The following is a 14,101-nucleotide window of genomic DNA, read 5'->3' as shown; positions in this document are numbered from 1 at the left end:
GAACTCCATCACTTGACCAATCATTTTAAGGTAGAAAAAATGCCGACTTAAGTCAGCATTTTTTTTGATGTTTAGAGGATTATTTATTGGTATTTTGACGGATCACAATTGGACAAGCTTTAAATTTTGCAGCTTGTACAATAGCTTCCTGTTCACCCATTAGACGTGCCGTTTCAGTGCGTTTGGTATTGGAAGACTGTCCCATATTCACTGATACACTCGGGCCAATGCCCCAACCGCCACGGCTGCCCCAGCCACCACCGACGCCTACCCCTACGCCGACACCTGTACGTTTAGGCGGCTCAACACCATTATCAAGATACTGCTGAATACGGTTGTATTCACCCTGAAGCTGCTGACAGTTGAGGGTCTGATAATGGGTCGGTGAAACATAGGTCGGTTTGACCGTCGTTGCACAGGCGCTCAGCAAGCTAAGTATGCTGATCGCCAGGCTTATTTTCACAAGTTTCATAGTTAACTCGATCTTAATGCTGCTCTATCTCATTGAACAATGATTGATAGGCCTGAGTCAATTTATGATCAGTTGCCAAGTGAATTAATGGCTGATTTTTTTGATGCGACTCTTTCATCAGCACCGAGGGCGGCAACATGCTGTTCAGCACCGGAAGACCTTCATCTATCAGTTGCTGTACCACTTCGCGTGGCAGTTTTGCCTGAGCCTGAAACTGGTTGACCACGATGCCTTCAATTTCCAGACGTTCATTATGATCATCCTGAGTTTCGATGACATTCTCAATCAAGGTTTGTAAGGCCCGTTTAGAAAACACATCACAGTCAAATGGAATCAGAACACGGTCTGCAGCAATCAGTGCTGAAAGCGTAAAGAAATTAAATGCCGGCGGAGTATCGATAAATACCCGGTCATAATGCTCAGCAAGTGGTTGCAAGGCATCGCGCAGCTTATAAATCTTATGTTTGGATTCCAGTGCATGGGCCAGCGTGCCCAAACTCGGACTCGCCGGAATGACATCCAGATTTTTAAAAGGTGATTGATGCAGATAACTTTCCAGCCCTTTAGCCCGGGTCTTGAGAATGGAGCCAATCGCATTACCAATTAAACTTTTGCTCTGCTGGTTCCCCAATACATCTTCAAAATAGTTTTCAATATTCGGCTCCAACGCCGGCTTGTCACTCGAATAGGTTGCATCATCTCCTAGTAAATACTGGCTGGAGTTTGCCTGCGGATCAAGATCGATCAACAGGGTTTTAAGCCCCTGATGCGCACTGATTGCAGCCAGATTGACTGCAATACTCGATTTCCCTACCCCACCTTTTTGATTAAATACCACACGAGTATGCATAAACGCCCCTCTTTATTTTTCTAATGATCAGTATGTTTTAGTTCATTGACTGATGAATAATTTAGCCAAAATTCGGCTTGATCATGACCAATACCATAATCGCAATAAGTGAAACCACAGCAATAAATAAGCCAGCACGGCGTTGTACCAGCAGAATTGAATCATCTTTTTTATAGGCTTTGCCCAGGGATGAAATCAGCACCAGAAATAAAATGATTTTGGCATAAAACCAAGGCTGTATATCAAAATTCTTTAAAAACAGGGCAATAATCCCAGTTAAGGCAATCACGCTAATCACCAGGTGCTGCAAAGCGACCAGAAATACACGTGCTTTTGGATTCGGTTGATTGCCCTGTGTACCCATAAACAGGGTAATAGCACGCGCAAGAATGGCCACAATGGCCAGTCCTGCCGCAGACATATGAATAATCTTGACTAAAAGCTGGGTATCCATAAAGTCCTCTTAGTTTTTTGGTGCATGTGCACATTCCGGACTAGACGTATCCTGTCCTGTCCACTCTTCAGGCAAGAAAGCATGAATTGCCAAGGCATGAATTTTGTCTTTAGACAGCAAATCACCTGCCGCAGCATAGACCTTTTGATGGCGTTGTACCGCACGCAGGCCGGCAAAGGCTTCACTGACAATCACCGCCTTAAAATGCGATTCCTTACCTGGAAAATACCCACCATGACCTGAAGATTCATTCACGACTTCCAGATAGGTAGGTGACAATTGTGCCAAACGGTCTTTCAGTTGTTGTTCTAAGCTCATGGCCTGACTCCGATTCAAGATATGGGTCCAGTATACCCTGTTCTATCCGCTATTTCGGTGCAAGAAATGTCTGCAATTATTTGATTGTGCCGAGATTTCATTAAATTTTGCATAAATTTTGTCTAATTGTCTGGAAGCACAGAGAATATTGCTTTTATTTTATGCAATCGACACAAGATTTTTCATAAAGTTATTGACCCTGTTTTTGCATGCTGTATTATACACGGCATGCGGGAATAGCTCAGTTGGTAGAGCACAACCTTGCCAAGGTTGGGGTCGCGAGTTCGAGTCTCGTTTCCCGCTCCAAATTCTTTTTTGTTCATTTTTTAAAGTAAAAAATCGATCGACCCTGCGGGAATAGCTCAGTTGGTAGAGCACAACCTTGCCAAGGTTGGGGTCGCGAGTTCGAGTCTCGTTTCCCGCTCCAAATTCAAAAAGCCCTGATCGAAAGATTGGGGCTTTTTTCTTGTTGATTTTATTATATTTTTTAAAAACTCTTCTTCCTTTGTTATTCGATTCAATAAAAAATATTCTTAATGTAATTTGTATTTTGTGACCAAGATGTGACCATGGCGTGCCCAGGACAATAAAAATGGTCTCAATTGACCTTAAATGTCCTCAATCGATCACCACTTTCAGAGCTTTTTTTAAGGCAAAAAATCACCCTGTTCTCTTCCAAACAAGGTGTTTTTTACCAAATGATCAATAATTTGTGACCATTTCACTTTTTGATGTGACCATTTGTGACCAAACCATTAACTAACAGATTGTTTTTTATTGTTTTTTTCAAAAACAAATAAATCTCCCACCTGTACATCTAAATAATCGCAAATACGATCGATAGTCTCCAAATCAATTCGAGTCAATTCGCCATTATAAAGCTTATGCAAAGTTGTCTTATTAATGCCTGTACCACGAATTAAGTCAGCTACACGCATTTTTCTTTCAGCCAACAATATTGGTAGCTTACAAATAACCATTAATTTTTCCTCTAATACAATGAAAATTTAATTGCATTTAATTAAATTTGAGGTTATTTTAGGTCTAAGGATGAAAAATTACTTACATCCGATGAATTACACCAGGAATACAATTATGTCATATACCTATCTCACAGCCCAGCAACTGGCTGAAAAAATCCAGTACGACGCTCGTACTATCCGCAACCAACTGAAGGACAGTGTCTTTATTGAAGGTGTTCACTACATCCGTCCTTTTGGTGGTCGAAAAATTCTTTTTGTTTGGGAACGTATTGAAACTGAAATGCTTAAATTCACCGGTTTAAGCATGGATGCCTTGCAATAAGGCTTAGGAGGTTTAACTGATGGCTACCATCCGGGAACGAAGTGGCAAACTGATTGCCGACTTTCGCTACATGGGCATTCGTTGTAGAGAGACAACCAATCTTGAAGACAATGCTTATAACCGACGCATTTTGAAAAAACGTCTCGAACAGCTTGAAGCTGAAATTACTTTGGGAACTTTTGAATACGAAAAGTACTTTCCAAAAAGTAACCGTGTTGAGGAGTTTAAGGAAAAAAGAAGTCAGCAAATTGCTGTACAGACCAAAGTTCCTCTTTTTAAAGAGTTTACTGAATTGTGGTTTAAGCAGAAACAAGTTGAATGGAGAACCTCATATCAGCAAAAGGTTTCAATTGTGATCAAAAACTATTTGATTCCTGCTTTTGGTAATCAGGTTCTCTCGAAAATCAAGAAGTCAGACTTGCTGAACTTCCGTGCCTCTCTCGCCAAAGTGACACACGGAAAAGATCAAACAAGTCTGAAAGCATCGAGGATCAATCAAATCATGACGCCTTTACGTATGATACTCAATGATGCGGCTGAACGATACGAGTTTGAGTCGCCTTATAAAAATATTAACAATCTGAAGGAAAGCAAGATTGAAGTCACACCTTTTTCTCTGGAAGAGGTGCATAAAATTCTTACCACAGTGCGTGAAGACTTCCGCCCCTATTACACCATTCGCTTTTTTACGGGTATGCGTACCAGTGAAATCGATGGTCTGCAATGGAAAAATATCGACTTACAGCGTCGTGAAATCCATATCAGAGAAGCGTTAGTAAATGGCGAGCTTGGTGGAACCAAAACTTATGGTTCTGACCGTACCATCCAAATGAGTGATCGGGTTTATCAGGCCTTTCTGCAACAGAAAAGGTTAAATAATGGTAAATCAGAGTTTGTATTCTGCAATCGTGATGGTGGACCTCTCGATTATCGTCTGGTAAACAAGCGTGTCTGGCATCCCCTGCTACGCTATTTAGGGCTAAAACCTCGTCGTGCTTATCAAACACGTCATACTGCAGCTACGCTCTGGCTGTCGGCAGGCGAGAACCCAGAATGGATTGCACGCCAGCTGGGACATTCAACGACTGAAATGCTATTCCGGGTCTATAGCCGTTACATCCCTAATGTTACGCGCCGCGATGGTAGTGCTTTTGAAGCCATGCTGGAGAGACTGAATACAGAGGAGCTTGTCCATGAACAGTAAAGCTTTCTTTGGCGGCGTAGTCGTTAGCCCAGAAGCAGATATGGTCGCTCGTGAATTAATCCATGAGCTCCACATTCCCAAACTGCACAATCTGGCCTTTTTGCTGGAAATCAATAAGTGCTTCGATGATCACCAAGTATTAAGACTCTGGTTACAACGAATGCTGGATGAAGGGCAAGCCCATTACGATGACTTGGCCCAACAGGCCCGTCTCCGGTTAATGAGTCTCGCCCACCAATAAAACCAACATAGAAGGTCATCCAATCGATGACCTTAGCCCCTCTATACCTATAAAAAGGTGAACACATGCATAAAGATATTTCAATTTGGATGCCACTCTATATTGGCGACCTACAGGCAAAATTTGCACGAATGACAGCAGAACAAATTGGTGCGGCACTGCTATTAATGATGGATTTCTGGAAAAATGGTGCCATTCCTCATGACCTAGCTACTGTATGTAGCATCACAAAATTATCGCAACATACCAAGGCTAAAACTTTGTTGAATACGCTAATGGCCCTGGAATTATTTGAAGTCGAATCTGAGCAGATTCATTCAAATTTTTTAACCAGTTTAAAAAGCCAGGCATTGCAAAATCAGCAAATGAAATCTGATAAAGCTAAAAATGCAGCTCAAGCACGTTGGGGGAAATCCGCAAGTAATGCTCAAGCATCAGCCAAGCAACGAAAAGTAAATGCTCAAGCAGCTCCTGAGAAGAGCTCGAGTATTACTCAAGCCATGCTTGAACCATGCCCTTCATCTTCATCTTCATCTTCATCTTCATCTTCATCTTCATCTTCATCTTCATCTTCATCTTCATCTTCATCTTCATCTTCATCTTCATCTTCATCTTCATCTTCAAATTTTGAAGAAAAAAATGAGGATTTTTTAGAAAATTCCAAATGGATTTAGGAGAATAATCATGAATACCATGCTTAAAACGCTCCAGTTTCGCGCAGAAACAACGGAAACACTTTGCCCTACCCATCATATCCCCCTGATGGAAATCTCCGGTCACAGGCTCTGTAAATTGTGTGCCAAAGAAACCGTCCATCACTCACATGCAGCCTATGCAGATGAGTTGCAACAGCGATTGCTACAACAGAAAATCAAAAACTCAGGGCTCAATAAACGCTACCTGGATCGTGGCTTCAAGAATTATGTAGTTGCATGCCCTGCACAAGACAATACCATCAAACTATGTCAGGCCTTTGCACAGCAGATTATTTCTGACCTCAACCCGAACATGTTGATGATTGGTACACCAGGTACAGGTAAAACCCATCTGAGTGCATCAATTATTCGCAACATTCTGCATAACAGTACAAAATCTGCACGCTACTATACCAGTGCAGAAATTGCTCAAAAAATGATGGACACTTGGTCAGATGCTTCACGCTCTGAAAAGGAAGTCATCGACCATTTCTCCAGCTTTGATTTATTAGTGATTGATGAATATGGCCTGCATGACCGGCATGAAAAACGCCTGGAGATGGTGCATAAGGTCTTATATAGTCGTTATGACAATATGAAATCTACCCTGCTGATTTCCAATTTCACAGTCCAAAATATGCAGCGGGATTTAGGTGTCCGATTATGGTCAAGGTTGCATGAAAATAGCCTGATCATTGTTCCATGCTACTGGGCAGATCAAAGGATTACTTAATACTGCTTGCAAAAAAGAGCCTTGTTAGACGGCTCTTTTTAACTTATCTCTTTTTTAAATTAAGTGGCTTTGTTGCACAAACCTATCTGTAAAGGGTTTTTCAGCGATATAATTTTCAAATGAAGAAGCCTACACACAAAATCTACCGCACAACCAATTGGCCCGCATATAACCGAGCACTCATGAGTCGCGGAAATATTGCCATTTGGTTTGATCCTGCTACGCAATGGTATGCGCCCCTTCTAAGCTAGGTTTGTGCAACAAAGCCTTACCTCAATTAAAATCCCACATAAAACTTCTCAATCAATTGCCTTGTCTTGACCAGCAAATTGCTAAAAATGCTCTCCCGTTCAAACAGCTTAACCTTATAGTTTGGTAAGTCCTTCAACTCTTCTTTACGTGGTAGGCGTTTGGTGAACTCATAATGCTCCAGAACCTGCTTCATCGCTTCTGGTTTCAGGTTTTCTTCTTTACAAAGATGCTGATAGGCCTGTTCTTTTTCAGCATCCCAGAACTGAGCAAAAGCCGTTTGGACGCTTTGGCCGTTGATCATCTTCGGCATGTTTTCTTCAATGAATTTTTGAATGAGGTCTTGCTTATCGTGCAAGCTAATATCGCTACTGATTAAATCGTAAATTTGCGCTTGGTACTTCTTACGCTTGTCCTCTGAGTCCGTATCAACAACAAGCTGTAGGAGGTTGATGATATAACCAACATTAATGCGATCACTATGCAGTAAATCCAGTTGAAAATCGACATCATCAAGTACCGATACTTTGTCTTTCTTGGTGGTCTTTCTAACGGCACGGCATAGGTCAGCATACTTAGAGGCGAAGTTTGCAAAGTGCTGCTTATCAAGTTGTGTTTGGTCTTGATCGTATTCAATAAAAGTTTGTAATTGCGCGTTATAGCGCATCACTTCACGGAAAGCTTTAATAAATTCGAGTTGCTGTTCTTCAGTAACAAGATCATCGACTGATTGGTAATTGGGCGTTAAGGCAAACAATTTGCTCACCGCAGCTTGATAATCCTGTTCGATTTCCGCATAGCTGGGAACAAGTACAATCTTGGTCGTTTCTTTATTGGAAAATAGTGCCAGTGCTTCATCTGTTGCACGTTTTAGGTTGCGGAAACAGATGATATTGCCAAATGGTTTTTTATCATTGTAGACACGATTGGTACGAGAGAATGCTTGAATCAAGCCATGATATTTTAGGTTTTTATCGACATACAAGGTATTTAGCGGCTTAGAGTCAAAGCCCGTGAGGAACATATTGACCACGATTAGAATATCAATCTGTCTGTTTTTTACGCGCTGTGCAATGTCGCGGTAGTACGCATAAAATTGATCACCAGAATTGTAGTTGGTTTTAAACTGTCGATTGTAATTCGCTATGTAGCGATCTAGCTTATCCCGACTGGATGAATTGACCTGACTTGGAATATCTGCGGCTTCTTCATGAATTAAGCCATTTAAGTCATCAGTCGGTACAGCCTCATTTGCAGCATAGGAAAAGATAGTGGCAATGGTCAACGGTTTAAATATCCGACCTTGTGCTTCATCTTCAATTTGCTTTTCAGCCTGCACCTTTTCAAAGAGGTCGTAATATTGGGTCAGTGTTTCGACCGAACTGACACAGAACATTGCGGTAAATTCACGATTACGGGTTTTGGTATCGTGGATATTGACAATGTAGCGGGCAATCATTTCTAGGCGTTGCGGGTTGTCATACAGTTCTTTGGTATCGATGCCTTCTACATCTTCCTCATAACTTTCATTCGTCGCCATGCCTTTGGCGGTGTATTTGCCACGATAATCAATCTGGAACTGCAAGACATTACGGTCACGGATGGCATCGACAATCACGTATTTATGCAAACACTCATTAAACAGGTAGTCTGTGGTGAGTTTTAAACCTGCTTTGCTTTGGCTGTTCTTTTCAAAAATAGGCGTACCGGTAAAACCAAACATTTGTGCATTGCTGAAGAATTTTTTGATGTTCTGATGGGTCTCACCAAATTGACTGCGATGACATTCATCAAAAATAAACACCACTTTTTTATTTTTAAGATAATCAATCGATTCTAAATAACGGTCGGTACTGATAGCTCGATTGAGTTTTTGGATGGTGGTCACAATCAGTTTGTCGTGGCGTTGATCCAGCTGTTTCACCAGGGTCGATGTGTTATCGGTGCTGTCCACGCTGTCGGCTTTAAAAGCATTAAACTCACGTGAGGTTTGTGTGTCGAGGTCGTTACGATCGACCACAAACAGGACTTTTTCTACATCAGGCATTTGCATGATGATCTGACTGGCTTTAAAAGAAGTCAGGGTCTTGCCTGAACCTGTAGTGTGCCAGATATAGCCGTTCTGATCGGAGTTTTGCACATGCTCCACAATTTTCTGTACTGCATAAATCTGATAGGGACGCAGCACCATCAGGCTTTTGGTGGTTTCTAGCAGCACCATGTACTGGGTCAGCATTTGGGTCAGATGCTGCTGATTTAAAAAAGCTTCGGCAAAGTCGACAATTTCATTGATATGTTTATTGGTAACATCAGCCCAGGGAAAGGCAAACTCGATGCCTGTGGTGCCGTTGGAGTAATAACGGGTATTGGCACCATTACTAATGACAAAGAGCTGAATAAAACCAAACAGGCCTTGCCCTGCCCAATAGGCTTCACGAATATAGCGTTGCGTTTGATTAAAGGCTTCGGCGATTTCCATGCCGCGTTTTTTTAGCTCGATCTGTACCAGTGGCAGACCATTCACAAGTAAGGTCACATCAAAACGGCTGGTTCTGCCATTATAGTCGCGGTGGTCGATAGTGATTTGATTGGTGACCTGATAAATATTTTTGCTTGGGTCATCGGACAGGAAAAAAAGGTGTTTACTGGTTCCATCATCAAATTTGACTGGGAACAGATCACGCAGATTTTTGGCGCGCTCAAACACGGTGCCCGTATTTAAAAAACTGATGACTTGTTTCCATTCCGTTTCTGACAGAGGCGCTAGTCCATTGGCGCGTTCAATCTGGGTTTTGAGGTTTGACAGTAGTTGGCTTTCATCCTTGAGCGTCACTGAGGCATAACCCAATTGCTTGAGCTGGCTAATCAATTCATTTTCAAGTTGGTATTCGCTTTGTACTGTCATTTCCTTCCCCTCTAAAATCTTAAATTATTCACTTCAATGTTTGTTTAATTAAACTCAAGATATATTCTAAATTTTCTGTATCTGACACGATCACCTCACAATCACCATTTCCCCAATGTCCAATATTGGTCACATCTTTCGCGAGCTGTTTCGGGTCATCCAGTTGATTAAAAGGCATATTCAGCCATATACGAATTTGCTTTGTCCCAATACTCATATAGACATAGTTACGCTTACCCTTACGGAAGGCTATGTACATTTTCTTGGGATGAACCTCTAAATCGGTGGTTAAGCCCAGAATTGAGTCCCTGAATTGCTCATATAGCTCTTTGATGTCATCGGACTTATCCGCCAAGTGATAGGCTTCATCATATTGCTGGATTTCTTTGGCAATCTTTTGAATATCTTCAGACTCAACCTTTTGCACTTGCTTGATTGAAGGGGCTGATTTGGCTTTCTGCAATGGATTGACTGAAACAATTCCACCTTGATAGCGTTTGATTTCCCACAGCTCAATGCCCAAATCTTTAAAATTGGTGGACTGCTTTTGAAAGTCGGTAAAGCTCGGTGAAACAAAGATGATTCGGCTCTGGGACCAGTCGACATCCTGACGTTTAAGCTGTTTGCTCTGGCTCTCATTGTACTCAACGATAAAATCAGCCTTATAGTCGAGCATCAGATTCAGATAAGAAACGCCTTGGTCAATCACGCTATAATTGCGTTCTCGCTTATATTCGATAATTACGAAAGCTTGGCTTTCAGGATCGAAAGCCAGTGTATCAATACGGTTATTTTTAATGGTGAATTCAGACTTGATGAATTCCAGACCTGTAAAACTGTAAAGATTGTTTTCAAACAGGCTTTGAATTTCTCTTTCCAAACGAAAAGGATCTTCTGTAAGTTCTACTAATGACTGTGCTTGGGTTTGATAAAGCTGCATTAAAAATCTCGAATTATTTATTCTTCAAATGTTTGTCTAAGCGGATTCCTCAAAGAAACGCTATATAAAAGTTTTAATCTCTCAATTGTCATTGGAATACCATTTTCGGTTTTATGCAGCATTGCATGACAATTTGGGCAGACAGGTCTTAGATCTTCTTTAGGATCAACCTCATACTCTTCACCAATCGTATTTAATGGCTCAATATGATGTACATGGATAAAATCTTTAGCAAATGAGCCATAGGTATGTTCAAAGCTCATGCCACAGACATAGCAACGAGTCCCATAAATGGCAATACATTCAGCTCTCGCTTTGGGACATCTCTCATAGCCATTTACAGTAACAGTTAGTTTTTTGCCTTCAAAAAATTTGGGGCTATTCACACCTGCTTCATCAGGATAGTTGGTCTCTTCAACATTACTAAACTGGTCAGCAATATAACTAAGCAATTTTTTATGTGCTTCAACCTTATCTAAAGATTTACCTTTTACAAATTTAGTGGTCTTATGCGACTGCAAAGTATCTTTTGGTGTGATTAGACCTAGTTCGGCTAAATATCGTCTAGACAGTGATGCTTTCTCAACTTTTTCAATTGGTTGAATTAGAAAGTAATCACCTTTATATGCCTCTAATTCTTTTTGATCTAACCAATATTCTCTATCTTTTTCTGGCAAATCAGATTGACCTGCAAATCCAACAACTTGATATTGATATTGAATTTTTCCTATTGGCTCTGTCACATACAAAAATAGAATGTCATTAATTTGGAATTCAAAATCGTATTTTGCCCAACATATTTGATGTGCATCATGATAAGCACGATCTATATCATAAATTGCAGGATTAACAGGAAATAACCATTCAGACATGAGATCCCTCTACACAAACATCTGCTGCAACAAGCCTTTTTTCCAATGTTTGGCTTGTTCAATTTGCTGTGCCACTACTTCAATTTTTTGGTCGATGGCAGATAAGAAATTAGAGATTTTGGTTTGTTCTTCTAGGCAGGGAACAGGTATTTCCTGTTTGGAATACTCTGAAATCCAACGTCGTTTATGTTCATCACCTAAAGGTAAATTCAAAAGGCTAAAGACTGAATAAATATAGAAAATATTATTCTGAAAATGGTTTAATTTTAAGATTTTCATTGCTGATGATTTTACTTTAAACCTAAAATTTACAAATTTATAAGCTGTTGTAAAGTCATCAAAAATAATCACATTTTCTTTATCACCTTCAAAAATACCACTTGTTTCATTTGTATAACCAAGAATGAATGTTTTTCCTGCTGTTAAAACAGGGGTTAAATAACTACTATCATAGTCAGTTGATTTCACAATATATTTGGTTGGCTGCTCATAGTCCAAGACTTCATTTAATTCTAAATAATCCCACTCCCCAAACTCACTGCCATCATCCGCCTTAAAACGAATTTGCTGACTAAATAGCTTTTGCATCATGCCTTGTTTATATTGGCTCAGCAGCGCATGTTTTTGCGTGAGTTGACTAATCTTTTCATCCACTGCGGAAAGAAAAGAAGCGATTTTGGTTTGTTCTTCTTTTGGAGGAACAATTAACTCAAAGTTTCTAATAGTTCCAAGATTTAATCCTGCTTTTGCGCCTGAGTCATTTAAGCTATTAAGCTTATTATTATATTTTTCAGTCGAAAGACTATAAGCAATGAATTTAGAATCAACGCTGTCTTTCATTCTCACCAAGGCAGTATGTTGATTAATATAAGCTGTTCCTAAACCTTCGGGAATCCAACCTAATTTACCCAATTCAGCGGTAATAGAAATTAAAATATCGCCAAATTTTAAACTTGTTCTTTTTCCTTCATTTGAATCTTTAGGCAACTGAACAAATTTTAAATCTGATAAATCCAAGTAAATTCCATCTCGTACAAGATTGGTCATACGAATGAATTTATCACCAGATTCAGAATAATATTGAGCCCAATCACGTGAGCCACTTGTAACAGTTTGGGCTTGATCGTTAATCTTTATTTTATCCCATTGATTATCAAACTCTTTAAACCTTAATTTTGGCGCAGCCATTACTTCACCTCCGCAAAAGGCGAAACAATGCCTAGCTCGGCACAGAAACCATTAATCACGGCATCGGTCTTTTGGCTGTCTTGTTCCAAAGCTTGAAGCTGTTTTGCAATGGCATCTAAATCAATCTCGGCTTCCGCTTCAAAAGTATCCACATAACGCGGAATATTCAGGTTGTAATCGTTATCTTTCACTTCTTGCAAAGTCGCCACATGCGCATATTTTTCAATATTTTCACGCTTTTCAAATGCCGCAACAATCTTATCCAAATGCTCAGGCAATAACTTGTTTTGATTCTTCTGCTTTTCAAAATCATTGCTGGCATCAATAAATAGAATATTGCCGCTCTGCTCACGGTTTTTCTTCAACACCAAAATACAGGTTGGAATAGACGTGCCATAGAAAATATTGGCGGGTAGACCAATAATCGCATCCACCACGTTCATCTGTTCAATCAAATACTGACGAATCACGCCCTCACTCGAACCTCGGAACAATACGCCATGCGGTAACACCACCGCCATAGTGCCGTTATCATCCAGTTGATACAGCATGTGCTGTACAAAAGCCATATCGGCTTTAGAACTTGGCGCCAGTTTGCCATACGCAGCAAAACGTTCATCTTGTAAAAATAACGGATCGGCAGACCATTTTGCAGAAAATGGCGGATTCGCCACCACCGCATCAAACTTTTTATCTAAATGCTGCGGACGGGTTAAAGTGTTTTCCTGCTTGATGTCGAACTTGGCAAAATGAACATCATGCAAAATCATGTTCATGCGTGCCAAGTTATAGGTGGTACGGTTCATTTCCTGACCGTAAATCATATCGACATCTTTCACTTCACGTTTTACCCGAAGCAATAATGAACCTGAACCACAAGTCGGGTCATAGACTGAACGTAAACGCTCTTTGCCTTGGGTGACAATCTTCGCCAGTAAAGTCGATACTGTTTGCGGGGTGTAAAATTCCCCCGCTTTTTTGCCCGCGCCTGAGGCAAATTCACCAATCAGGTATTCGTAAGCATCCCCCAGTACATCGGCTTCGGTATTACTAATATCAAAATCAATGTCATCTAAATGACTGAGGACTTTCGCCACCAGTGCATTACGGTCACTGGCATTATTGCCGAGCTTGGTCGAGTTTAGATCCAAATCTTCAAACAGGTTGGCAAAGTCATCGGCAGAGTCGGTGCCTAACGTGCTTTGTTCAATCGATTTTAAGGTCGCAGTTAAATCATCCAGAATGAATTTGCCCTGACGACTACGCTCGGCGAGAGTGTGGAATAGCTGTTTTGGTGTGAGCGCATAACCGACTTCGGCAATGGCATTCTTTTTAATTTCTTCAATGTAAGGCACATGCTCAGCATTATTTTCATCTAATTCTAAAAAGCTGAGGTCTTCACCATCGAGCAACTCGTTGGCAAAGTTCACCGATTTTTCTGATAAATATTTAAAGAAAATAAAACCCAGTATGTAATCACGGAATTCATCGGCGCCCATGGTGCCACGCAAAGTATTGGCAATATTCCAAAGTTGTTTTTGTAATTGTTGCAGTTGTACGTGGGTCATTGTTATAGGAGTCCAAATAAGTAAATCATTAATAAAATGATTTTACCTAAAATTCTAAATTATGCAGCAGTAAAAAGGTGGACAAGGACATGAATTGTCGTGGTCAA

At 40.5% G+C, this 14,101-nt stretch carries 15 protein-coding genes, 2 tRNA genes and 1 pseudogene; 8 read left to right on the top strand and 10 right to left on the bottom strand.

Going from position 1 to position 14,101, the window contains the following annotated elements:
• Nucleotides 1–79: 79 nt before the first annotated feature.
• The 4 genes from FTU46_RS12880 to FTU46_RS12865 all read right to left on the bottom strand — a co-directional run bounded on the left by FTU46_RS12880 (nucleotide 80) and on the right by FTU46_RS12865 (nucleotide 2,094).
• The gene (locus FTU46_RS12880) at nucleotides 80–472 is read right to left on the bottom strand and encodes a hypothetical protein (RefSeq protein WP_180105134.1); all 393 of its coding nucleotides are present in this window, start codon (nucleotides 470–472) and stop codon (nucleotides 80–82) included.
• Nucleotides 473–485: 13 nt separating this feature from the next.
• A complete protein-coding gene (locus FTU46_RS12875; RefSeq protein WP_159124118.1) occupies nucleotides 486–1,322 on the bottom strand; it encodes a ParA family protein in 837 nt (278 codons plus the stop codon).
• A gap of 61 nt (nucleotides 1,323–1,383) precedes the next feature.
• Entirely contained in the window at nucleotides 1,384–1,776 is a 393-nt protein-coding gene (locus FTU46_RS12870; RefSeq protein ID WP_180105133.1) for a SirB2 family protein, read from the bottom strand.
• Between the two features lie 9 nt (nucleotides 1,777–1,785).
• Nucleotides 1,786–2,094 carry a BolA family transcriptional regulator gene (locus tag FTU46_RS12865; RefSeq protein ID WP_004780643.1) on the bottom strand — a complete coding sequence of 103 codons (309 nt, stop codon included), beginning with the start codon at nucleotides 2,092–2,094 and terminating at the stop codon, nucleotides 1,786–1,788.
• A gap of 230 nt (nucleotides 2,095–2,324) precedes the next feature.
• Between FTU46_RS12865 and FTU46_RS12860 the strand changes: the two genes are divergently transcribed.
• Both FTU46_RS12860 and FTU46_RS12855 read left to right on the top strand, forming a co-directional pair.
• A tRNA-Gly gene (locus FTU46_RS12860) sits at nucleotides 2,325–2,400 on the top strand.
• Nucleotides 2,401–2,445: 45 nt separating this feature from the next.
• Nucleotides 2,446–2,521, top strand: a tRNA-Gly gene (locus tag FTU46_RS12855).
• Between the two features lie 328 nt (nucleotides 2,522–2,849).
• Here the strand turns inward: FTU46_RS12855 and FTU46_RS12850 are convergent.
• Nucleotides 2,850–3,074, bottom strand: a complete 225-nt coding sequence (locus FTU46_RS12850; RefSeq protein WP_163143184.1) for a helix-turn-helix transcriptional regulator — start codon at nucleotides 3,072–3,074, stop codon at nucleotides 2,850–2,852.
• Between the two features lie 115 nt (nucleotides 3,075–3,189).
• Here FTU46_RS12850 and FTU46_RS12845 point away from each other — a divergent pair, with 115 nt between their 5' ends.
• The 6 genes and pseudogenes from FTU46_RS12845 to FTU46_RS12820 form a co-directional block, all read left to right on the top strand.
• Entirely contained in the window at nucleotides 3,190–3,399 is a 210-nt protein-coding gene (locus tag FTU46_RS12845) for a hypothetical protein (protein WP_000122748.1), read from the top strand.
• Between the two features lie 19 nt (nucleotides 3,400–3,418).
• Entirely contained in the window at nucleotides 3,419–4,603 is a 1,185-nt protein-coding gene (locus FTU46_RS12840; protein WP_163143187.1) for a site-specific integrase, read from the top strand.
• Nucleotides 4,593–4,844 carry a hypothetical protein gene (locus FTU46_RS12835; protein ID WP_151203593.1) on the top strand — a complete coding sequence of 84 codons (252 nt, stop codon included), beginning with the start codon at nucleotides 4,593–4,595 and terminating at the stop codon, nucleotides 4,842–4,844. Before FTU46_RS12840 ends, FTU46_RS12835 begins: the two co-directional genes overlap by 11 nt.
• A gap of 65 nt (nucleotides 4,845–4,909) precedes the next feature.
• Nucleotides 4,910–5,518, top strand: a complete 609-nt coding sequence (locus FTU46_RS12830; RefSeq protein WP_180105132.1) for a DUF1376 domain-containing protein — start codon at nucleotides 4,910–4,912, stop codon at nucleotides 5,516–5,518.
• Nucleotides 5,519–5,528: 10 nt separating this feature from the next.
• The gene (locus FTU46_RS12825; RefSeq protein ID WP_180105131.1) at nucleotides 5,529–6,272 is read left to right on the top strand and encodes an ATP-binding protein; all 744 of its coding nucleotides are present in this window, start codon (nucleotides 5,529–5,531) and stop codon (nucleotides 6,270–6,272) included.
• A gap of 119 nt (nucleotides 6,273–6,391) precedes the next feature.
• A pseudogene (locus FTU46_RS12820) lies at nucleotides 6,392–6,508 on the top strand (IS5/IS1182 family transposase); the annotation flags it as partial.
• Between the two features lie 41 nt (nucleotides 6,509–6,549).
• Here the strand turns inward: FTU46_RS12820 and FTU46_RS12815 are convergent.
• The 5 genes from FTU46_RS12815 to FTU46_RS12795 are packed head-to-tail and all read right to left on the bottom strand — an operon-like array spanning nucleotide 6,550 to nucleotide 13,994.
• On the bottom strand, nucleotides 6,550–9,426 hold the full coding sequence (locus FTU46_RS12815; protein ID WP_180105130.1) for a type I restriction endonuclease subunit R: 2,877 nt from the start codon (nucleotides 9,424–9,426) through the stop codon (nucleotides 6,550–6,552).
• 28 nt (nucleotides 9,427–9,454) lie between these two features.
• A complete protein-coding gene (locus FTU46_RS12810) occupies nucleotides 9,455–10,366 on the bottom strand; it encodes a DUF5655 domain-containing protein (protein WP_180105129.1) in 912 nt (303 codons plus the stop codon).
• Nucleotides 10,367–10,383: 17 nt separating this feature from the next.
• Nucleotides 10,384–11,238: an HNH endonuclease gene (locus tag FTU46_RS12805; RefSeq protein ID WP_166138773.1), complete on the bottom strand. Its 855-nt coding sequence runs from the start codon at nucleotides 11,236–11,238 to the stop codon at nucleotides 10,384–10,386.
• Between the two features lie 9 nt (nucleotides 11,239–11,247).
• Nucleotides 11,248–12,426: a restriction endonuclease subunit S gene (locus FTU46_RS12800; RefSeq protein ID WP_180105128.1), complete on the bottom strand. Its 1,179-nt coding sequence runs from the start codon at nucleotides 12,424–12,426 to the stop codon at nucleotides 11,248–11,250.
• Entirely contained in the window at nucleotides 12,426–13,994 is a 1,569-nt protein-coding gene (locus FTU46_RS12795) for a type I restriction-modification system subunit M (protein ID WP_180105127.1), read from the bottom strand. Before FTU46_RS12795 ends, FTU46_RS12800 begins: the two co-directional genes overlap by 1 nt.
• Between the last annotated feature and the right edge of the window lie 107 nt (nucleotides 13,995–14,101).

Origin of the sequence: Acinetobacter sp. YH12108 (assembly GCF_013419055.1) — a bacterium.
Taxonomy (GTDB): domain Bacteria; phylum Pseudomonadota; class Gammaproteobacteria; order Pseudomonadales; family Moraxellaceae; genus Acinetobacter.
The sequence above is the reverse complement of the archived record's forward strand: the minus strand, read 5'-3'. Positions and strand labels throughout refer to the sequence as shown.